16 protein-coding genes and 2 pseudogenes are annotated in these 21,717 nt (G+C 42.6%); 2 read left to right on the top strand and 16 right to left on the bottom strand.

The features are described from left to right. Positions 1-21: 21 nt before the first annotated feature. Both PRIP_RS02680 and rsgA read left to right on the top strand, forming a co-directional pair. The gene (locus PRIP_RS02680; RefSeq protein WP_036099313.1) at positions 22-501 is read left to right on the top strand and encodes an MltG/YceG/YrrL family protein; all 480 of its coding nucleotides are present in this window, start codon (positions 22-24) and stop codon (positions 499-501) included. Between the two features lie 215 nt (positions 502-716). Further along, positions 717-1,782: pseudogene (gene rsgA, locus PRIP_RS02675) on the top strand (ribosome small subunit-dependent GTPase A). A gap of 91 nt (positions 1,783-1,873) precedes the next feature. On the opposite strand, the gene pnp reads toward rsgA, so the two are convergent. From pnp to PRIP_RS02595, 16 genes and pseudogenes are all read right to left on the bottom strand, one after another. Further along, positions 1,874-4,051 carry a polyribonucleotide nucleotidyltransferase gene (gene pnp / locus PRIP_RS02670; protein WP_036099312.1) on the bottom strand — a complete coding sequence of 726 codons (2,178 nt, stop codon included), beginning with the start codon at positions 4,049-4,051 and terminating at the stop codon, positions 1,874-1,876. Positions 4,052-4,300: 249 nt separating this feature from the next. After that, a complete protein-coding gene (gene rpsO, locus PRIP_RS02665; RefSeq protein ID WP_036085439.1) occupies positions 4,301-4,570 on the bottom strand; it encodes a 30S ribosomal protein S15 in 270 nt (89 codons plus the stop codon). A gap of 143 nt (positions 4,571-4,713) precedes the next feature. Next, positions 4,714-5,640 carry a bifunctional riboflavin kinase/FAD synthetase gene (locus tag PRIP_RS02660; RefSeq protein WP_036099310.1) on the bottom strand — a complete coding sequence of 309 codons (927 nt, stop codon included), beginning with the start codon at positions 5,638-5,640 and terminating at the stop codon, positions 4,714-4,716. A 119-nt stretch (positions 5,641-5,759) separates the two neighbouring features. Continuing rightward, complete coding sequence (truB, locus tag PRIP_RS02655; protein WP_036099308.1) at positions 5,760-6,686, bottom strand: tRNA pseudouridine(55) synthase TruB; 927 nt, start codon at positions 6,684-6,686, stop codon at positions 5,760-5,762. Positions 6,687-6,759: 73 nt separating this feature from the next. After that, complete coding sequence (gene rbfA / locus PRIP_RS02650) at positions 6,760-7,104, bottom strand: 30S ribosome-binding factor RbfA (RefSeq protein WP_036099306.1); 345 nt, start codon at positions 7,102-7,104, stop codon at positions 6,760-6,762. Positions 7,105-7,118: 14 nt separating this feature from the next. After that, entirely contained in the window at positions 7,119-7,397 is a 279-nt protein-coding gene (locus tag PRIP_RS02645; RefSeq protein ID WP_036085446.1) for a DUF503 domain-containing protein, read from the bottom strand. Next, positions 7,394-9,688: a translation initiation factor IF-2 gene (gene infB / locus PRIP_RS02640; RefSeq protein ID WP_036099304.1), complete on the bottom strand. Its 2,295-nt coding sequence runs from the start codon at positions 9,686-9,688 to the stop codon at positions 7,394-7,396. Before infB ends, PRIP_RS02645 begins: the two co-directional genes overlap by 4 nt. A gap of 22 nt (positions 9,689-9,710) precedes the next feature. Continuing rightward, positions 9,711-10,013, bottom strand: a complete 303-nt coding sequence (locus PRIP_RS02635) for a YlxQ family RNA-binding protein (RefSeq protein WP_036085450.1) — start codon at positions 10,011-10,013, stop codon at positions 9,711-9,713. 1 nt (position 10,014) lies between these two features. Then, on the bottom strand, positions 10,015-10,290 hold the full coding sequence (gene rnpM, locus PRIP_RS02630; RefSeq protein WP_036085452.1) for an RNase P modulator RnpM: 276 nt from the start codon (positions 10,288-10,290) through the stop codon (positions 10,015-10,017). An 18-nt stretch (positions 10,291-10,308) separates the two neighbouring features. Further along, positions 10,309-11,430 carry a transcription termination factor NusA gene (nusA, locus tag PRIP_RS02625; protein ID WP_036099302.1) on the bottom strand — a complete coding sequence of 374 codons (1,122 nt, stop codon included), beginning with the start codon at positions 11,428-11,430 and terminating at the stop codon, positions 10,309-10,311. A gap of 35 nt (positions 11,431-11,465) precedes the next feature. Continuing rightward, positions 11,466-11,933, bottom strand: a complete 468-nt coding sequence (gene rimP / locus PRIP_RS02620; protein WP_036099300.1) for a ribosome maturation factor RimP — start codon at positions 11,931-11,933, stop codon at positions 11,466-11,468. A 243-nt stretch (positions 11,934-12,176) separates the two neighbouring features. Further along, positions 12,177-16,512: pseudogene (locus PRIP_RS02615) on the bottom strand (PolC-type DNA polymerase III). Positions 16,513-16,718: 206 nt separating this feature from the next. Then, entirely contained in the window at positions 16,719-18,431 is a 1,713-nt protein-coding gene (locus tag PRIP_RS02610; RefSeq protein ID WP_036099298.1) for a proline--tRNA ligase, read from the bottom strand. Positions 18,432-18,474: 43 nt separating this feature from the next. Continuing rightward, entirely contained in the window at positions 18,475-19,740 is a 1,266-nt protein-coding gene (gene rseP, locus PRIP_RS02605; protein WP_036099297.1) for an RIP metalloprotease RseP, read from the bottom strand. Positions 19,741-19,750: 10 nt separating this feature from the next. Further along, on the bottom strand, positions 19,751-20,893 hold the full coding sequence (locus PRIP_RS02600; RefSeq protein ID WP_036099294.1) for a 1-deoxy-D-xylulose-5-phosphate reductoisomerase: 1,143 nt from the start codon (positions 20,891-20,893) through the stop codon (positions 19,751-19,753). A 15-nt stretch (positions 20,894-20,908) separates the two neighbouring features. Beyond that, a complete protein-coding gene (locus tag PRIP_RS02595; protein ID WP_036099292.1) occupies positions 20,909-21,709 on the bottom strand; it encodes a phosphatidate cytidylyltransferase in 801 nt (266 codons plus the stop codon). Positions 21,710-21,717 lie beyond the last annotated feature (8 nt).

The raw sequence follows: 21,717 nt of genomic DNA, 5'->3' as shown, positions 1-21,717 counted from the left end.
TTTAGGGGAGGAACTTACAAAATGAAACAATCACTTCGCATGTTGGCACTGGGTTTCTTAATCTCAGCCGTGCTCTTGCTTGTCTTTGACACTTTCTTTTCATCAAGTGCACAAGCAGAAAAATCAGCCAAGCCAGAAAAAACAACGACAACACAAGCCGATGACTCTTCTTACAAAAAGAAGTACGAGGATTTACTAGCCTCTCAAGAACTAGCTAAATCACAAGCGGAAGAAGCACAAAAAGCAGCCGCAGCTAAGAAAAAAGCGGAAGAAGAAAAAGCGAAACAAGTGAAGAAATTTACGCTTGTAATCAAAAAAGGCGATCCATCGTCTAAAGCAGGCAATGAACTTCAAGCTGCAGGAATCATCAAATCTGGTTCTGAATTTGATAAGTTCTTACGTGCAAATGGCTATGAGAAATATGTTCGTGATGGTGCCTATAACGTAAATAGTACAATGACAGCTGATCAAATCGCGAAAATCATTACGCATAAGAATTAATATTTAAAACAGGAAAGTGCTTTGAAACTCTCCTGTTTTTTTGTTGCCTTTTAACCTAGTAAAAGCGTTCTTGTCGTGTTATAATGAAACGGAATTCCCATTATGAAAGGATGATGAATGATGGATATTGTAATTTTTCTAAATACGAAGAGCAATCACATTTTGGGAGCGTTTGATTTGAATTAAAGCTCCCCTATTATAAAGGAGCGAAAACATTGAATAGTATTAATAATTATGGATTTACGGATTTTTTTGAGGCGCAAACATTTCAGGAAGGATTAGTTCCAGCACGTGTTACAGCTGTTTTTAAAGATTTTTTTTAAGGTGATATCCAAAGATGGTGAGCATTTGGCCAAACTGAAATATGTTGCGTTTATGGGCGCGGTGAATACAGAATTGCCGGCGGTTGGTGATTTTGTGGCATTGGAGAGTTATCCGCAAGATACGTCGTTGATTCATGGTGTATTAGATCGGAAGACAGTGTTTAAGCGCAGTGATCCTGCTGGTGGCGAACAATTGGTAGCGGCGAACTTTGACTACGTATTTATTGTTAGTTCGCTAAATCATGATTTTAGTATGAATCGGTTGGAACGCTATTTGACGATTGCTTGGTATAGCGGTTCGAAACCGGTAATTATTTTGACGAAAGCGGATTTAAGTGATGACGTGGCGCAAATCGTGACGGAAATTGAACTTGTTGCGTACGGTGTGCCAGTTTTTCCAGTGGATAATTTATCGAAACGTGGTTTTGAAGCGATTGAGGCGTTTTTGAAACCCAGTGAGACGGTTGTTCTGCTTGGATCTTCAGGTGTTGGGAAATCGTCATTTATTAATGCTTTGGCCGGGGAGCCGCTCATGAAAACAAGTAGTATTCGCGAGGATGACTCCAAAGGTAAGCATACGACGACGCATCGGGAACTGCATTTATTGCAGACTGGTTTGCTCGTTATTGATACACCGGGAATGCGCGAACTTGGTATTGGCCAAGCTAGTGACGGACTTAGTGAGACATTTCAAGATATTGAAGATTTGGCGGCACGCTGTAAATTCCGTAATTGCCAACATGGAACGGAGCCAGAATGCGCCGTACAAGCCGCTCTCGCAGACGGGACACTCCCAGAGGCTCATTATTCGAATTGGGTGAAATTGAAGCGAGAATTAGCCTATTTCGAGCGTAAAAACGACCCTGTTTTACAACGTGCGGAGAAGCAGAAGTGGAAGGCCGTTCACAAGGCATTAGAAACGCAATATAAATCCAATTTAAAAGCACGAAAGAAATAGTAATGCTAGCCTGTTATCCTTGTGATGGCAGGCTTTTTCGATGCAAAAAAACTCGCCAGACAGTATGCCTAGACGAGCGTTTTGGATAAATTTATTTTTTATCTTTGTTGTAGGGCTTTTTGTAGCCTTCTTTGCGTGGTGGACGGCTTGATTGTTCCGTGCTGCTGTCCCCTTCTTTTTTCTCGATTAACGCTTTGCGAGATACGTTTACGCGACCGTGGTCATCGATTTCTGTTACTTTTACTTTGACGATATCGCCCATTTTCAAGATGTCTTCTACTTTGCCAACGCGTTCATGCGCTAGTTCGGAAATGTGAATCAAGCCATCTTTTCCTTTGAACAATTCAACAAAAGCTCCAAATTTCTCGATGCGGCGTACTTTACCGTCGTAAATTTCGCCAACTTGTACTTCGCGCACGATTTCTTCAATCATGGCTTTTGCTTTTTCAATCATTGCATCGTCTTGGGATGCGATAAATACTGTACCATCTTGTTCGATGTCGATTTTAACGCTTGTTTCATCGATGATTTGGTTGATTTGTTTACCGCCAGGCCCGATAACGTCTTTGATTTTGTCTGGTTTGATTGTCATCGTAACGATTTTCGGTGCGTACTCAGACAGTGTTTCGCGTGGTGTATTAATCGTTGCTTCCAGATGTTCTAGAATGTGCAGACGGCCAGCTTTGGCTTGTGTCAATGCTTCTTCTAGGATTTGACGGCTAAGACCGTCGATTTTAATATCCATTTGTAAAGCTGTAATACCGTCACGTGTTCCAGCAACTTTGAAATCCATGTCGCCGAAGTGATCTTCCATTCCTTGAATATCAGAAAGAATTGTGTAGTCATCGCCAAGTTTTACAAGACCCATCGCAATACCTGCTACTGGCGCTTTGATTGGTACACCAGCATCCATCATTGCAAGCGTCGAACCACAAATACTTGCTTGTGAGCTAGAGCCGTTAGATTCCAAAACTTCGGATACAAGGCGAATCGTGTATGGGAAGTCTTCCTCACTCGGAATAACTTGTTGCAAGGCACGTTCGCCAAGTGCTCCATGTCCAATTTCACGACGACCTGGAGCGCGACGTGGGCCTGTTTCCCCAACACTGAATTGCGGGAAGTTATAATGATGCATGAAGCGTTTTGAGTCTTCAAGACCTAAACCATCAATGATTTGGTGTTCGCGTAAAGGCGCTAATGTACATACGCTAAGCGCTTGTGTTTGTCCACGTGTAAATAAACCTGAACCATGGACCCGCGGCAAAACGCCAACTTCTGATGATAGCGGACGGATTTCATCCACTTTACGACCATCAGGACGGATTTTATCTTGAGAAATAAGGCGGCGCATTTCATCTTTTTCAAGAATTTCAAGGATATGCCCTACTTCTGGTAAAATGTCAGCCGCGTTTTCGAGTTCTTTCGCTTCGTACTCCGCAATGACCGTTTCTTTTAGTACGGTGATATTTTCTTCACGCGCTAGTTTTTCTTCTGTTTGGATTGCTTTTTTCATGTCTGCTTCTGCGCGTTGTTTGATTTCTTCCACAAGGGCAGCGTCTGGAACGAATAATTCGACTTCCATCTTCTCTTTACCAACAGCAGCAACGATTTCTTCTTGGAAGGCAATTAAGCGTTTGATTTCTTCGTGACCGAACATAATTGCTTCAAGCATTGCTTCTTCAGGAACTTCTTTCGCGCCTGCTTCTACCATGTTGATTGCTTCTTTTGTTCCGGCAACAGTTAGGCTAATATCGCTTTGTTCTGCTTGATCCACGCTTGGGTTGATAATATATTCGCCATTAATGCGACCAACGTCAACGCCTGCGATTGGACCTTCAAACGGAATGTCTGAGATAGAAAGTGCGATAGATGAGCCAAGCATTGCAGCCATTTCTGGGGAACAATCTTGCTCTACGCTAAGCACAGTCGATGTGATTTGTACGTCATTGCGATATCCTTCAGCAAAAAGCGGACGGATGGGACGGTCGATGAGACGAGCTGTTAATGTTGCGCGGTCGCTTGGGCGTCCTTCACGTTTTAAGAAACCGCCTGGTACTTTACCAACGGCATACATTTTTTCTTCGTAGTTAACGGTTAATGGGAAAAAATCACCTGGTCTTGGTTTTCTTGAGCCTACCGCAGCTGTTAAAACAACCGTGTCACCATAACGGATAAGTGCTGCGCCATTGGCTTGTTTCGCCATTTGACCGACTTCGATTACTAAATCTTTTCCTGCCCATGTGGACTTGAATACTTGTTTTTCTGACATATTTTAGTCTCCTTTTACATAGGAGGAGCGCACCTTGCTAGAAACTTTACCATGCATAATAATTCTTCACGCACGCCTGAGGAACATGGATTTCTCAGACACACATGAATCCAAAAACCTACTACTATCCGTGTACTAGCACGTTTTTGGATTCATGCGATAAAGCCTCTTTCTTGCTAGGTTTTCGCTACCTCTGTTTTCATTTTTTCAAAAAAAAAACGGGACAAAAATATCCCGTTTTCCTTGTTTTTATCGACGTAAACCTAGACGTCCGATAAGTTCGCGGTAACGTGCAACATCTTTCTTACGTAGGTAAGTTAAAAGGTTACGACGGTGACCGACCATTTTCATCAAACCACGATAAGAGTGGTGGTCTTTCTTGTGAACGCGAACGTGTTCATTCAAACTGTTAATTTCTGCAGTAAGAACAGCGATTTGAACTTCTGGTGAACCAGTGTCCGTATCATGTACACGATATTCAGCGATAATTTCATTTTTACGCTCTTGTGTCAATGCCATTTCTTACACACCTCCTTCATTTCTAATCCCCACATACTGAGCAAAGCGTTGGTGACTCGCTAAATGCCAAGTAAGGGTTCTTTTTTCGTACAGAATTAAAGATACACTATTTTCTAGCAAAAAGCAAGCAATAGCCACACTTTTTATGAGAAAAATGCTCTTGTATCTTCTTCGTCTTTCTTCAATTGTTCGATTAGTCCTTCTATGCCGTTAAATTTCAATTCAGGGCGGAAATAATGGAACCATTCGATTTCGACTTCTTCGCCATAAATTTCTTGGTGGAAGTCTAAAATATACACTTCGATAGACATCGCTTGGTCGTCTTTAAATGTGATGTTATAGCCAATGCTCGCCATGCCAAGATGCGTTTTGTCGCCGACTTTGAATTTCACTGCGTACACGCCTAATTTTGGAATCAGGAATCCTTCGTCAACGGCAATATTAGCAGTTGGAAAACCAATTGTGCGGCCGCGCTTATCCCCGTGAATGACTGTTCCTGTGACGGTATACGGATAACCTAGAAGTTGGTTTGCTTCATCCAGCTGGCCTTCTTCAATGTATTTACGAATGTTGGTTGAGCTTACTTTATCATGCAAATCTTCTAGTTTCTCAACGATAGTGACATCAAATTGGTTATCGGCGTACTTCGTCAGTTCGGTCATTTTGCCAGCACCTTGACGTCCGTAAGAGTAATCAAAACCTGCCACGACATGTTTTGCATTTAAACCGATAAGGTAATTCGCGACAAAATCTTCTGGACTAAGGTTCGAAAATGCCGTTGTGAAGCGAACAATGTATAGAATATCGACGCCTAGTTCTGCCATGCGCTTTTTCTTTTCTTCTAGCGGAGTCAAGTATTTGACTTGTTTGCGCTTTTGGCTAAGGACGACCGATGGATGTGGATCGAAAGTTAGAACAGCGGTTTTGATGCCGCGTTTTTCAGCTTCTTTTTTAGCTGTGTTGATTACTTCTTGGTGCCCACGGTGTAATCCATCGAAAAAACCGAGTGCGATGACTTTCGGGTCGCGTTCTTTGGTTTCTGGTGGATGGTGTAAAAAATACATTTCCATGAAATCCCCTTCTCTAAATGTTTTACGCAACTGCTTTACGGGTATGTGAATAGTGCGCAATCAATATGGAGTTAATACGGAAGCTTGCCTGAAAAATCGGCAGGCTTCTTTTTGTTTGGTTAATTTAATTTGCCGGCTCGTAATTCGATAACTTTCTCTGGTTTCCAAAAATCGCGACGTTCGGGATGTTGTACGTAGATTGCGGTCAGCTTATTGTTGTGCATGAGCGCGACGCGGCCTTCACTGCGATCTTTAATGAACTGTTCTGGAAGTACGACGCCGTTTAAGACTTTTTCGTACACGAGGTCGGATATGTCTTGTTTTTTCATATCGGAAAGACCATCTTCTAGCGGATAAAGAAAACTGACTTCGTCTTCTTTCGCGCGCAAAGCTTCGATTTCGGCCAGCGTGAAGCACTGGGCATCTGTGAAAATACCGCTTTGCGTTCGTTTTAGTTCGGACATGTGGGCGGGGTATCCGAGTTTTTCACCAATCATAACGGCGAGTGTGCGAATATAGGTGCCTTTGCCGCAGTGAATGCGAATTCGGAAAGTGTTATTATCTGGACTTATTGGTGTGTAAGGTTTGAGCAAGTCTATTGCATAAATATTCACCGTACGAATAGGACGTTCCACCTCTATACCAGCCCTTGCATATTCATACAAACGACGGCCTTTTACTTTGACAGCGGAGTACATTGGTGGTGTTTGTTGAATCGTGCCGACGAAGGATTTGGCTGCTTTTTCTACATCAATTGGTAGGATGGTTTCGGTAATTGCTTTTTCAGCAATGATTTCTCCGCTAGCATCTTCGGTAGTCGTCGCAGTTCCAAGTGTGACGGTTGCTTCGTATACTTTACCTTCATCGGTAATATATTCGGCGAGTTTTGTTGCCCTTCCAATGCAAATTGGTAGTACGCCTTCGACATCTGGATCAAGCGTACCTGTGTGCCCAACTTTTTTTGTTTGTAAAATTTTTCGTAGTTTAAACACGCAGTCGTGACTGGTCATTCCTTTTTCTTTCCACAAAGGGATAATTCCGTCCATAGATTGCCCTCCTATTCCTACACAAAGAAGGATAGACGGCCGATGATACTGGCACCTATCCTTCAGTTGTTTATTATTCGTTATTATTTAAACCACGTAATAAGTCATCGATATGGTTGCCGTAAGCGACAGAATTATCAATTTCAAAAAATAGTTCTGGTACTTTGCGCAAGCGAATGCGACTTCCAATTTCAGAGCGAATAAAACCATGTGCTTTGTCTAGGGCAACAAGGGCATCTTTTTGCTCTTTTTCTTCACCTAAAACAGACACGAACACGGTTGCTTGTTGTAAATCTCCTGTTACGTCAACACCTGTGACAGTAATGAAACCTACGCGCGGATCCCTAATTTTACGGTTTAGGATGTCGCCAAGCTCCTTTTTTAATTGCTCTGCTACACGATTAGCTCGAACATTCATGTTTTCACCTCATTTTACAGACTTTCCATTGTTGTTTGCCCACGTTCCCATTCTGGAAATGCGTCTAAAAAAGCAAGCACGGTATCGGCTACTTTTTCAGCGTGAATGTGTGATTCCGAGACGACAGCAAAACCGATGAGGCTTCGCTGCCATTTGTCTTGAAATCCAATTTCGGCAATGGAGATATTAAATTTCTGACCGGCGCGTGTTAAGACACGCTTGATGATGGCCCGTTTTTCTTTCAACGTTTGTGGTGTCTGCATTACCCATTCGGATTCGACGTAACGGATCATTTACGTTCGATTTCCTCCATGATGTACGCTTCAATCACATCGTCTTCTTTAATGTCGTTGAATTTCTCGATTGTAATACCACATTCAAAGCCTTTAGCTACTTCTTTTGCATCGTCTTTGAAACGTTTGAGTGTCGCAATTTCTCCTTCGAAAACAACGATGCCGTCGCGGATAATACGTACGCCACTATCACGTGTGATTTTGCCATCTGTTACGTAGCAACCAGCAATTGTACCGATTTTAGATACGTTGATGGTTTGACGAACTTGCGCTTGACCGATAATTTTTTCTTGGAATTCTGGGTCAAGCATTCCTTTCATCGCTGCTTCGATTTCGTCGATTGCTTTATAAATAACGCGGTGTAGACGGATATCTACGCCTTCGTTTTCAGCACCTTCACGGGCTTGTGTTGTTGGGCGTACGTTGAAACCAATAACAATTGCATTAGATGCTGCAGCAAGTGTAATATCGGATTCGTTGATGGCACCAACAGATGTGTGAATGATTTTAACGTTTACGCCTTCGACTTCGATTTTGCGTAAAGAAGCAGCAAGTGCTTCGACAGAACCTTGAACGTCGGCTTTGATGATGACGTTAACTTCTTTCATTTCGCCAGCTTTCATGTGTTCGAATAAGTTTTCTAGGCTGACGCGGTTTGTTGCGGAACGTTGCTCTACAACAGCACGGCTAGCACGTGATTCACCGACGCTACGCGCCGTTTTTTCATCTTCGAAAACAACGAAACGGTCTCCGGCTTGTGGTACGTCGCTAAGTCCAGTGATTTCAACTGGTGTACTTGGTCCTACTTTTTTCACGCGGCGGCCAAGGTCATTGACCATCGCACGAACGCGACCAAAAGTATTTCCAACAACGATTGGATCGCCGACTTTTAGTGTACCGTCTTGTACTAATAGTGTCGCAACGGAACCACGACCTTTGTCTAGCTCTGCTTCGATAACACTACCGATAGCTAAACGGTCTGGGTTGGCTCTTAATTCTTCTACTTCAGATACAAGCAGAATCATTTCTAGTAGGTTATCTAGGCCTTCGCCAAATTTAGCGGAAATTGGTACGAAAATCGTGTCGCCGCCCCATGCTTCTGGAACTAATTCATATTCTGTTAGTTCTTGCATTACGCGATCTGGGTTGGCTTGTGGTTTATCAATTTTGTTAACAGCTACAATAATTGGAACGTCGGCTGCTTTCGCATGGTTAATCGCTTCAATGGTTTGTGGCATGACGCCATCGTCAGCTGCTACAACAAGAATCGTAATATCCGTAATTCTTGCGCCACGTGCACGCATCGTTGTAAAGGCTGCGTGACCTGGTGTATCAAGGAATGTGATTTTCTTATTGTGTACTTCTAATTGGTAGGCACCAATATGTTGCGTGATTCCACCTGCTTCGCCTAGTGTTACTTTCGTGTTACGCAAGGAATCAAGCAATGTTGTTTTACCGTGATCGACGTGACCCATAATGGTAACCACGGCTGGACGCTCAACTTCTTTGCCTTTATCTTCTTCGGTTGCTTCTTCAAAATACACATCTAAATCGGTGATATCTACTTTGATTTCTTCTTCTACTTCGACACCATACTCCCCGCAAATTAATTCAATGGCATCTTTGTCCAACACTTGGTTAATGGTTGCGACTACGCCTAGCATGAATAATTTCTTGATGATTTCAGATGGTTCGCGGTATAATTTACGCGCTAGCTCGCCAACTGTAAGTGATTCGGAGAAAACGATTTTTTCTGGAAGCTCTTTTGGTTTTGGCGGAGTTGGTGGTACTGTACTGTGATTACGTTTGCCTTTGTATTTCGTGTTGTTTTTGCGACCGCGGTTTTGGTTGTTGTTGCGATTGCCACCTTGGTTATTACGGTTGCCACCGCCGGCATTGTTTCCGCCTGGACGGTTCTGTGTGCCGCTATTGTTGTTTGGACGGTTAGCGCCGCCACCGCTTGATTTGTTAGCACTTGCTGCTGGTTTGTTTCCACCTTGAGACGGTTTACTATTATTATTTGGTTTCGATTGATTTGTTTTATCATTCATATTTGGTTTATTAGACCCCTTACTTTGACCTGCTTCGTTTGTTGCTTTAGGTTGGCTGCTTGGCGCGGCAGATTCTTTTTTCGGTCCAAGCAATGTTTTGTCAAGTTGTCGTAATGCGTTTTCGTTAATGGTAGACATGTGGTTAGCGACTTCAACGCCTAACCCTTGTAGTGTTTCAATGACTTTTTTACTAGGTAATTGGTGTTCTTTTGCGTATTCATATACACGAACTTTACTCATGTGACACACCTCCGTTAAGATTTCACCCGAGCAGATCCGCTAATTTTGTCGCAAATCCTTTATCCATTACTGCTATAATGGCCCTTGCATCTTTACCGATTGCACCGCCAAGTTGTTCACGGGTGCCGGCTTTCACAAGCGGGACATCGTAATACTGACATTTGTTACGGATTGTTTTCTCGGTTTTTTCTGAGATATCTTCTGAAATGATGACTAATCTTGCCTTTTGACGTCTCACTTCTTTTAAAACTAATTCTTCGCCAGTTACGAGCTTACGGGCGCGAAAAGCAATTCCAAGTAAGGAATAGACTTTAGTAAGATCCATGTTATGCTCCTTCGACTGTTTTTACGTATTCAATTAGTTGATCGTAAAATCCTTCTTGTTCTGGCATTTTTAGTTGTCCAAAAATACTGTTCTTCTTCTTGGCTTTCTGGGCAACGGCACTGTCGATTAGAATATAAAAACCGCGTCCTGGCGCTTTTCCGCTAGGGTCAATCGTAAGTACACCGTCTTTGGAGTAGGCAATACGTAAAAGTTCGCCTTTTGGTTTGCGTTCACCAGTTACAATACATTTTCTTAAGGGAATTTTCTTGTTACGCATCGTGAAAAGTTCACTCCTTTATTCTTCGTCTTGCTCCGCTTCATCCGCCGTATCAATGTCTACGCGTTCGATGACTGGACCATCTGGGCGTGGATAGATACCAGCTTCTGTGGCAACTGTTTCACTCTTAATATCAATTTTCCAACCCGTTAGTTTCGCAGCAAGACGGGCGTTTTGGCCACGTTTACCAATAGCTAAGGATAGTTGGTAGTCAGGTACGATAACGGTTGTCGCTTGTTCTTCTTCATTAACAATGACATCTAGCACTTTGGAAGGGCTAAGCGCATTAGCTACGAATGTGAACGGATCTGCAGACCATTCGACGATATCGATTTTTTCGCCTTTTAGTTCGTTGACGATTGCTTGTACACGTGCGCCTTTAGGTCCAACACATGAGCCAACTGGATCGATTTCTGGGTTTTCTGTGTAGACCGAGATTTTTGAACGGTCGCCAGCTTCACGAGCTACAGATTTAATCTCCACGAGACCTTCATAAATTTCAGGAACTTCCATTTCAAAAAGGCGTTTTAAAAGACCAGGATGTGTACGAGATACGTAAATTTGCGGACCTTTTGTTGTTTTTTCGACTTTTGTTAAGTAGACTTTGATACGGTCATGTGCGCGGTACGTTTCGTTTGGCATTTGCTCGTTTTGGGAGAGAATCGCTTCGATTTTACCAAGGTTGACGTAGATGAAACGAGAATCTTGACGTTCAACGATACCAGTCATGATATCATCTTCGCGATCGATAAATTCATCATAAATGATGCCACGTTCTGCTTCACGTACGCGTTGTGTTACGACTTGTTTTGCCGTTTGAGCTGCGATTCGACCGAAATCTTTCGGTGTTACTTCTAGTTCCACGACATCACCCACTTTAAACGCTGGATTGATTTTGTGGGCTTCTTCTACTGAAATTTCAAGTCTCGAGTCAAATACTTGATCAACAACATCTTTACGTGCCAGTACGTGCATCGAACCGTTATCTAAGTTCAAATCTACGCGTACGTTTTGCGCTTGGTTGAAGTTACGTTTATAAGCAGACACAAGTGCCGCCTCAATTGCCTCGATAATAACATCGCGGGAAATTCCTTTATCATGTTCTAAAACATGAAGAGCATCCAATAATTCTGTGCTCATTCTTTCTCAGCTCCTTTAATCTTTTACTGCTTCCTTTAAAATTTAATCGCTAGTCTTGCTTTGGCTACGCTTTTTCTAGGGATTTCGCAAACGATTTTACGCGTTTTATCGAGAATCTCAATCGTCAATGTTTCGCCGTCGTACTTCGTGAGTGTACCTTCCCACATTTTGCGGTCAGTAATTGGTTCATAGCTTGTCACATGCACCCACTTACCTACTGCTTCTTCAAAATCTTTTTCCTTTTTTAGTGGTCGTTCAGCGCCTGGTGATGATACTTCTAAAAAGTAATTCTGCGTAATTGGGTCATTTTTGTCTAAGATTTCACTTAGTTTTTCGCTAACCAAGGCGCATTCATCAATATCAATGCCACCCTCTTTATCTAAAAATACCCTTAAATACCAGTGCTTACCCTCTTTTTCAAACGCTAAATCGACCAGTTCTAGTTGAAGCTCGCTTGCGATTGGCAAAACGATTTCTTCTACTTGTTCAAGAACTTTACTCATTTTAGCCTCCTTATATTCTCGTGAATTATAAGCGTTGTTCAATATAACTAATGGTGTGGCTATACTATTAAACGCGGTATAAATTCATGTTTTACGATATATTAACCATGCAAAGTTGCAAAAGGAAAGAGTGGGCATTAGCCCACTCTTGGTTAGTTATCGTCATTTCGATATTAACTATAACACAAATTCCCGGTTCCTGCAACCGTTAAACCTTGCTTGAGCCTTTGTGTAAAGCCAATTTTAAAATAAGGATAGTTGGTTTTGATCTGGTAAGCCGTCCAAGCAACCTTGGTCATCCATGTATTGGATAATCGTTTTGGACACTTTCCCTCTTTGTTGCAGGTCTTCTTTAGAAAGAAACTCGCCGTCTTCACGCGCTTCTACGATAGCTTTAGCAACGTTTGTACCGAGACTCGGAATAGCATTAAATGGAGGAATCAATTGGTCGCCATCAATGATGAATTCGTCTGCACTAGATTTGTATAAATCTACTTTTTGGAAAGAGAACCCGCGTGCTAGCATTTCATTGGCGATTTCTAAAACGGTTAGCAAGTTCTTCTCTTTTGTCGAAGCTTCTAGCCCTTTAGCGTTGATTTCTTGCATTTTAGCTTTGGTTGCTTCTTTTCCGTTTACCATCGCGGTTAAGTCAAAGTCGTCGGCACGGACGGTGAAATATGTCGCGTAGAAGAACAGTGGATGATGGACTTTGAAATAAGCGATACGCACAGCCATTAATACGTAGGCCGCGGCATGGGCTTTCGGGAACATGTACTTGATTTTTTTACAAGAATCGATATACCAATTCGGTACTTTGTTTTCGATCATTGCTGCTTCCATGTCTTCTGTGAGGCCTTTCCCTTTACGAACAGACTCCATGATTTGGAAGGCGAGAGAACTGTCTAACCCTTGGTAAATAAGGAAAACCATGATGTCATCACGACAACCGATTACTTCGGCTAATGAGCAGATGTCATTTTTGATAAGTTCTTCGGCGTTTCCTAACCAGACGTCAGTTCCGTGTGATAATCCGGAAATTTGGACGAGCTCGGAGAACGTGGTTGGTTTGGTTTGTTCTAACATTTGACGAACGAATCGAGTTCCGAACTCTGGAATGCCTAGGGTACCTGTTTTGGAGTCAATGTCTGCTGGTTTTACGCCTAGTGATTCTGTGGAACCAAATAGTTTCATCACTTCTTTGTCGTCGGTTGGAATTGTTTTTGGGTCGATACCGCTTAGATCTTGAAGCATCCGAATTGCGGTCGGATCATCGTGTCCGAGTATATCGAGTTTCAGCACGTTATCGTGAATCGAGTGGAAGTCAAAATGGGTCGTTTTCCATTCGGAATCCGTGGCATCTGCTGGGAATTGGATTGGCGAGAAATCATATACATCCATGTAATCTGGGATAACAATAATCCCCCCTGGATGCTGTCCTGTCGTCCGTTTTACCCCAGTACAGCCTTGCACCAGACGGTCAATTTCAGCACCACGAATCGTCATATTCATATCGCGCTCGTAATTTCGCACATAACCAAACGCCGTCTTCTCGGCAACCGTACCAATGGTTCCAGCACGGTAAACATAGTCTTCACCAAAAAGTTCTTTCGTATATGCATGGGCCACTGGCTGGTATTCCCCAGAGAAGTTCAAATCGATATCGGGAACTTTATCCCCTTTAAAGCCTAGGAACGTTTCAAACGGAATATCCTGTCCTTCTTTCGTTAGCGCTGCGCCGCAATTTGGGCAATCTTTATCCGGCAAATCAAATCCAGAGCCGACCGAACCGTCATCGAAAAACTCGGAATGTTTACAGCTAGAGCAAATATAATGTGGCGGCAATGGGTTTACCTCGGTGATTTCCGTCATCGTCGCAACGAGCGAAGATCCAACCGATCCACGCGAACCTACGAGATAGCCCTCATTTAGCGATTTCTTCACGAGTTTATGCGAGATCAAGTAAATAACGGCAAAACCGTGACCGATGATGCTTTTCAGTTCTTTTTCCAGTCTTGCTTCGACAATTTCTGGCAATTCATCTCCGTAAATACTGCGCGCCATTGTGTAGCTCATGTTACGAACTTCGTCTTCTGCACCTTCGATTTTTGGCGTATATAGGTCATCTTTAATTGGTTTTAAGTCATCCATCCAATCAGCAACAAGGTTAGAGTTTGTCACTACGATTTCGCGCGCTTTCTCTTCTCCTAAAAAGGCAAATTCGGCGAGCATTTCATCTGTAGAACGGAAATGAACATCTGGCAAAGAGGCGCGATTTAGCGGATTAGCACCACCTTGTGAGTGAATGAGAATTTTGCGGTAAATTTTATCGTTTGGATTTAAATAATGTACATTTCCTGTTGCAACAACTGGTTTACCTGTTTTTTCACCGACTTTCACAAGATTGCGGATGATTTCTTCAAGCGCCGTCTCATCACGAACGAGCTCCCGTTCAATGAGTGGCTGGTAAACAGGTTTTGGTTGTACTTCGATAAAGTCGTAAAAATCGGCTATTCGTTCTGCTTCGGCCATCCCTTTTTGCATCATCGCTTCGAAAATTTCGCCTTGGTTGCAGGCAGAGCCAATGATGAGTCCTTCGCGTAGTTTTTTCAGTTTGCGATCTTGGGATGCGGGGTACACGGAAGAAGTAGTTGATTTGCGATAAAGAAACGAGTTTGAAAAGATTCTTCAGACCAACATCGGTTTGTGCATAAATCGTTGCGTGGAATGGACGAGCGCGTTTGTATGCGTCGCCTTCTCCCATGTAGTTGTTAAATTGATCATGGAAGTCAATGTCACGCATTTCTTTTGCGTCTTTAATGAGCTTCCAACCAAGATATGCCGTTGCTTCTGCATCAAAAATCGCCCGGTGATGCTGTTCTAACACGATATTAAATTTCTTCGTTAATGTGTTTAGGCGGTGATTTTTGAAATGCGGGTATAGAAAACGGGCAAGTTCAAGCGTATCAATAACGGAATTATCGGCTTTTGTAATGCCGACTTTTTCGTAGGCAGTGTTGATGAAGCCCATATCGAATGAGGCGTTGTGGGCTACTAAAATGGCGTCGCCTGACCAATCTTTGAAATTTTGCAAAACAACTTCGATTGGGTCAGAACCTTTAACCATGTCATCAGTGATACCCGTCAAGTTGATGGTCGTTGCAGAAAGCGGGTGCCCAGGATCGATGAAAGCCTCGAATTTATCAATAATCTCACCGTCTTTCATTTTAACGCCTGCAAGTTCGATAATGGTGTCGTACACTGCAGAAAGACCAGTCGTCTCGACATCAAAAACAACATACGTAGCATCTTTTAGCGCCGTGTGTGTTTCGTTATACGCGATTGGAACGCCGTCATCGATAAGGTTAGCTTCGATTCCGTAGAGAATTTTAACACCGTGTTTCTTTCCAGCACCGTATGCTTCTGGGAATGATTGGGCAACGGCATGATCAGTAATCGCGATGGCTTTGTGCCCCCATGCGCCTGCTTGTTGTACTAAATCATTCACGGAAGATGTCGCATCCATTTGGCTCATTGGTGTGTGTAAATGTAGTTCGACACGTTTTTCATCTGCTGTATCTAAGCGCTTCACACCAGCAATTTCATTCACATCTTGCGCCATCATAATTAAGTCACGAACGAAAGTATCCATTTGGACACTACCACGAACACGGACCCACATGCCTTTTTTCATATTTTTAAACATCGCGGCGTCTTCATTGTCACGCGAGAACATTTTTATAATGATTGAGCTTGTGTAGTCGGTGATTTTGAATTGTAACAGACTTCGGCCGCTGCGTAGCTCGCGAATTTCGGTCGCAAAAACATAGCCTTCCACCGTGATGCGGCGTTCTTCATCGTAAATATCGCCCAATTTTTTCCGTTCTTCGTCGTCTTTGATTTTGTAGCCGATTTGGAACGGTCCTGATGGGGCTGCTCCTCCGCCATCGCCACTTGCTTGTTGTTCTGCGCGTTTTTGCATGACTTGCACGGCTTCTAGCGCTTTCGCTTGGTCTTCTTTTTCTTTTGCTTCTACAAATGCTTTATATTTATCCGTTTCCGACTGATCGAGCAAACTTGTTCGCAACACCATATTTGGAAAACCTTTTTCGCGTAGGCTTTCGACAATGGCTTGTTGAAAGCGCTGGCCAATCGTCGTCTGCTCCATCTCATTATGTACACGAATTTCCATAAAATTAGGCGCACTAAACACCGGCGTCTGCTCTAAAAGCAACTGTCCAATCATTGGAGACTGCTTGGCAAACGGCGTAATCGTGTCATTCCAGTAGTCTGTCACGAGTCGTTCTGTCACTGTTTCATCGCGCACATGAATCCGCATCGTCGTCTGCGCAATTTGAGCAAATGCTTGGTTCATCCCTACCCGCATCATTTGAAACAATTCGAAAGGCAAAATTTGAGCCACATCTAAGTGAAATTCCCAGATTTTATTCGTTTTATCTACAACCAATTTCTCGATTTTCCCATCTTTCGTGAAATCTTGAAATACGGCATCATTTCCTAATCCAATTTGCTGCAACAAAATTTGGAATCGTTCTTGTTTTTCGGCATCTGTAATCGACAAATTTAACAACTCCTCTTGTTTGGCTTAACAAAAAAACGTCTTTACACTTCGAAAATACAACACCAGACTGTATTTTACTCGTAAGGACGGCTTATTTGTTAAAATAATTGAGTCTGGGACATGACCCCGATAAATCAGCTACAAGCGCTCGAATGGCTCGGCGATTTTGCTTTATCTTGAGTTTTGTCCCAACCTCAGATTTTATATTACGCGTTTTCGCCAAGAAGGATCGGTAAGGTGTTCATCAATTCTTCTTTACGAACTTCAATCATTTCGCCTGTTTTGCGAATTTTAACTTCAACAATGCCTTCAGCGGCTTTCTTACCAACTGTCACACGCATCGGTAAACCAATCAGGTCTGCATCAGCAAATTTCACGCCAGCACGCTCTGTGCGGTCATCAAGTAGAACCGAATAACCCATTTCTTGCAAGGAGGCGTACAATTCTTCCGCGAAAGCTACTTGCTCTTCGCTCTTCATATTAACAGGAATTAAGTGCAAGTCAAGTGGGCTAATATTGCGATCCCATACAAGACCCGATTCATCCGCTTGTTGCTCTGCAATCGCTGAAAGTAAGCGAGAAACACCGATTCCGTAGCAGCCCATAATAAATGGATTGCTGCGTCCGTTCTCATCCAAAAAGGTCGCTTTCATCGCTTCACTGTATTTCGTACCCAGTTTAAAAATATGACCAACTTCGATACCTTCTGCGAATTTAATAACGCCGTGTCCATCCGGAGACAAGTCGCCTTCTTGAATCAGGCGCAAATCGAAATACGTATGCACATTGAAATCTTGTTTTGGCTGCGTATTAATGATATGGAAATCTTCCTCATTCGCACCAACTACCGCATTCACAATATCTTGCACCGCATTATCCGCAAAAATACGAACATGTTCTGGTACACCAATTGGGCCAAGGGAACCGAAACCAGAGCCAAGTAATTCAATCGCTTGTTCATTTGTTGCTGGTTCCACCGTTGTTGCTGATAAAGCGTTTTTGATTTTAATATCGTTCACTTCGTGGTCACCACGGACAAGTACCATGATAATTTCTTCCTCATCTAGCACGAATAACATCGATTTCACCGTTTTTTCAATCGGTACTTCTAAAAATTCAACAATATCAGCAATCGTCCGTTGACCTGGTGTCGCTACTTTTTCAAGTGTGCCAGTTTCTTCGTGCGATTTCTTCTCCATGTACATTACTGGCGCCATTTCTACGTTTGCAGCGTAATCGGAAGAATCGCTATACGCAATCGTATCTTCGCCAATATCGGACAACACGATAAATTCTTTCGTTTCATTACCACCTATAGAACCAGAATCCGCAATAACTGCGCGGAAATCAAGACCACAACGAGTAAAAATATTAGAATACGCTTGGTACATCTTACTGTATGTCGCATCTAAGCTTTCTTCTGTCGCATGAAAAGAATAGGCATCTTTCATAATAAACTCACGGCCACGTAATAAACCAAAACGAGGACGCTTTTCATCACGGAACTTTGTTTGAATTTGGTACAGTGTTAATGGTAAACGTTTATATGATTTAATTTCATCTTGTAAAAGCGATGTGATGACTTCTTCATGCGTTGGTCCAAGCGCGAAGTCACGCAAATTTCGGTCTTTCAAACGCATTAATTCGGAACCATAATCTTCCCAGCGACCTGATTCTTGCCATAGCTCGGCTGGCTGTAATGCTGGCAGTAATAGTTCTACCGCATCTATGCGATTTAATTCTTCGCGAATAATAGTTTCGATTTTTTGTAATGTTAATTTTGCGAGTGGCAAGTAGCTATAAATCCCACTAGCTGTTTGTCTGATAAATCCTGCACGTAATAATAATTGGTGGCTTTTAACTTCTGCATCAGCAGGTACTTCTTTTAATGTTGGTATAAAACTCAATGTTTGACGCATATACTCACACCCCTATTTTTATCTTAGTTCACTATTTTACTCCCTAGAAAAAGGCTCGCTGGATATCATTCCATGTGACGAGAATCATTAGCACCATCAACAGCGCAAAGCCAATGAAATGCACCATGCCTTCTTTTTTTGGATCAAGTGGTTTGCCGCGAACAAGCTCATAGAGGAAGAACAACAATCGTCCACCATCCAGTGCTGGTAACGGTAGCAAATTAACGATTCCTAAGTTAATGCTTAGGACCGCGGTCCAGTTAAGCAATGTCAAGAAACCATAGCTGACCACTTCTTGTGTCGAGGTATAAATCCCGACTGGTCCATTTAACATGTTAAGCGAGAAATCACCCGTGACCATTTGGCCTAGTACATGGCCGATTTGTGTAACCCAGAACCACGTTTGCGTGAAACCGTACGTGATTTTCGTTATGAAAGAATCAGAACCTGGTTGTGCCACACCAATTTTGCCGACGCTTGTGCCATCTTGTGCTTTTTCCGCTTTTGGTGTTACGTCGATATCTTGTGTTTTTCCATCGCGATCGATTTTGAAATCAAGTTCTTTATTCGGATTTTTCTCAACTGTCGCGTAAATATCTTGCCATGAATCAACAGCTTTGCCATTGATAGAAATAACCTCGTCGCCTTGCTTCAAACCAGCTTCTTGCGCTGCACCATTATCCATGACTTGCCCAATTTCAGGCGCATTCGAAGGAACACTTCCTGAGACAAAGGCCAAAATCGTAAAAATAATAATCGCTAAAATAAAGTTGAACAACGGTCCTGCAAAGATTGTCATCGCGCGTTTTCCTAGCGATTTCGATTGGAAAACACGGTCGTACGGTGCAATAATCGTTTCTATTTTGCCATCTACAACAATTGCATCATTTGCTACTGGGTAACGAACAATTTTCTCATCATCGTACTCTTCGTAGCCTTCGATGAATAATTCTTTTTCCAAGTCACTTCCTGATACTTCAAGTGGCTGTACATCTTGGTATTGATCTTTGCCATTCACGATTATTTTCGTCACGACTTCATCATCATTTAAAATCAAGCCGACGCGATAACCTGGTTTAAGCTCTACTACTTCGCCATCTTCACCGGCCATACGCACGTAACCACCGATGGGGAGAAGCCGTAATGTGTACTGTGTTTCTTTCTTGCGGTAAGCAAATATTTTCGGACCAAAACCGATCGAAAAATCACGAACTAAAATACCAGACCTCTTTGCAAACAAGAAATGTCCTAGTTCATGGAAAAAGACGATTAGGCCAAAAACAAATATAAACGCAATAATGGTTGTCATTGTTTCACCTCTATAAAAGTGTCTTCACGTATGCACGTGTTTCCTGATCTACTTGGAAAATAGTCTCCAAATCAGGGTTTGCAATTGTCTCATGGCGATTCATTGCATTTTCAACGAGCGCTTCAATGTCTTGGAATGCGACTTGGCCATTTAGAAAACCTGCAACCGCAATTTCGTTAGCCGCATTTAAAACAGAAGGCATCGTACCACCTATTTTACCAGCAGTGTATGCTAATTTCAACGCTGGAAAACGATGGAAATCCATTTTATCAAAATGCAGGGCACCAAATTCCGTAATGTCAAATGGTTTACTAAATGAAATCGTAGCACGTTCTGGATGTGTCAACGCGTACTGAATCGGAACACGCATGTCCGGCAAACCAAGCTGTGCAATATGACTACCATCTTTAAAAGCGACCATCGAATGTACCACACTCTCGCGATGAACAACCACATCAATATCATCATAATCTAGGTCAAATAGCCAATGGGCTTCAATCACTTCCAGACCTTTGTTAAACATCGTTGCTGAGTCAATCGTAATTTTGTTTCCCATCGACCAATTCGGATGTGTTAAAGCTTCTGCTACTGTAACGTTGCGCAATTGCTCACGCGTGCGATCACGGAAGCTACCTCCAGATGCCGTCACAATCAATTTACTAATATTATCTGGATTTTCACCTTGCAAGCATTGATAAATTGCAGAATGTTCACTGTCAACCGGAACAATGCGTACGCCTTTTTCTTTCGCTGCTCGCATCACTAAATGCCCAGCTGTAACAAGCGTTTCTTTGTTCGCAATCGCAATTTCTTTTCCTGCCGCAATCGCATCGAGCGTCGGTTGTAGACCAACACTTCCCATCACCGCATTAATCAATATATCCCCATGCGCGTATGTCGCTACTTCCTGCAAGCCCATCGCGCCATAATACACTTTCAAGCTCGGGAACTCAAGCTTCAATTTTTCATAATCACGACGAAGCTCTACAGAAACAAGTTCCGGCTTAAATTCCTCAATAACCGCTGTTCCAAGTTTCATATTTCTTCCAAATGATAATGCGACGACTTGAAATAATTCTGGATGTTCCCTCACAATTTCAAGCGTTTGGCTCCCGACAGAACCCGTTGCGCCCAGCAAATTAATTTTTCTCATTAGTACACCTCTATTTTATAGAATTTGGAGTATATGTAGCAGTGGCAAAAGAAGCGGTAAAACAAATAACAAGTTATCAAACCGATCGAGCACCCCACCATGACCTGGTAGTAATTTTCCAGAGTCTTTTACACCGTAATAACGCTTCAGTGCAGATTCTACTAAATCGCCCAGTTGCCCAAAAATGGACAGCACGATAATAATTATAATAATAACTAAAATCTCTCCTGGCAAGTCCATGTAGAAATAATACCCACCAGCAATTAAGACTGCAAAAACAATCCCCCCGACAAAGCCTTCTATCGTCTTATTCGGGCTAACATTTGGCGCAAGCTTATGTTTTCCAAGCGAACGACCAACAAAATAAGCCATCGTGTCCGTCATCCAGACAATCAACAAGGCGAAAATAACATACTCCAAACCAGCATTTCGCGTCTCAGCCAGATAATGAAAGCCAATTCCCGTATAAAATGCTGCTAAAATTCCGATACCAACTTGATCAAAATGATATCTGTTTTTCGAAAATACTGTATATGACAACAACAAGGCCATACATACAAAGATAATCTCATTTTGGGTTATGCTGTAATCTTCTAGCCATTCCAGAAAACGACTCGGCGCAGCTACAGTAAGCGTCAGCACGAGCGTAATGACTCCGTTCACCGAAACCAGTTTTTGCTTTGTCATCACTAAAATTTCGTACAGTGCAATCGCCGCAAGCAACATGCTGAGCAGTTCAAACGGTAAACCACCATAAATGACAAACGGTAAAAACACCGCCAATGCAACAATCGCTGTAATAATTCTTGTTTTCACAATATATC

The sequence above is a fragment of the Paenilisteria riparia FSL S10-1204 genome (genome assembly GCF_000525995.1).
GTDB classification, from domain to species: Bacteria; Bacillota; Bacilli; order Lactobacillales; family Listeriaceae; genus Listeria_A; species Listeria_A riparia.
Note: the sequence above shows the minus strand (reverse complement) of the source record. Positions and strands in the feature narration are given on the sequence as shown.

Excerpts from the sequence above, each read along its gene's own strand:
- PRIP_RS02680 (WP_036099313.1), top strand. The coding sequence starts at position 22 with ATGAAACAATCACTTCGCATGTTGGCACTGGGTTTCTTAATCTCAGCC.
- pnp (WP_036099312.1), bottom strand. The coding sequence starts at position 4,051 with ATGTCAGAAAAACAAGTATTCAAGTCCACATGGGCAGGAAAAGATTTA.
- rpsO (WP_036085439.1), bottom strand. The coding sequence starts at position 4,570 with ATGGCATTGACACAAGAGCGTAAAAATGAAATTATCGCTGAATATCGT.
- PRIP_RS02660 (WP_036099310.1), bottom strand. The coding sequence starts at position 5,640 with ATGGAAATGTATTTTTTACACCATCCACCAGAAACCAAAGAACGCGAC.
- truB (WP_036099308.1), bottom strand. The coding sequence starts at position 6,686 with ATGGACGGAATTATCCCTTTGTGGAAAGAAAAAGGAATGACCAGTCAC.
- rbfA (WP_036099306.1), bottom strand. The coding sequence starts at position 7,104 with ATGAATGTTCGAGCTAATCGTGTAGCAGAGCAATTAAAAAAGGAGCTT.
- PRIP_RS02645 (WP_036085446.1), bottom strand. The coding sequence starts at position 7,397 with ATGATCCGTTACGTCGAATCCGAATGGGTAATGCAGACACCACAAACG.
- infB (WP_036099304.1), bottom strand. The coding sequence starts at position 9,688 with ATGAGTAAAGTTCGTGTATATGAATACGCAAAAGAACACCAATTACCT.
- PRIP_RS02635 (WP_036085450.1), bottom strand. The coding sequence starts at position 10,013 with ATGGATCTTACTAAAGTCTATTCCTTACTTGGAATTGCTTTTCGCGCC.
- rnpM (WP_036085452.1), bottom strand. The coding sequence starts at position 10,290 with ATGCGTAACAAGAAAATTCCCTTAAGAAAATGTATTGTAACTGGTGAA.
- nusA (WP_036099302.1), bottom strand. The coding sequence starts at position 11,430 with ATGAGCACAGAATTATTGGATGCTCTTCATGTTTTAGAACATGATAAA.
- rimP (WP_036099300.1), bottom strand. The coding sequence starts at position 11,933 with ATGAGTAAAGTTCTTGAACAAGTAGAAGAAATCGTTTTGCCAATCGCA.
- PRIP_RS02610 (WP_036099298.1), bottom strand. The coding sequence starts at position 18,431 with ATGCGTCAAACATTGAGTTTTATACCAACATTAAAAGAAGTACCTGCT.
- rseP (WP_036099297.1), bottom strand. The coding sequence starts at position 19,740 with ATGACAACCATTATTGCGTTTATATTTGTTTTTGGCCTAATCGTCTTT.
- PRIP_RS02600 (WP_036099294.1), bottom strand. The coding sequence starts at position 20,893 with ATGAGAAAAATTAATTTGCTGGGCGCAACGGGTTCTGTCGGGAGCCAA.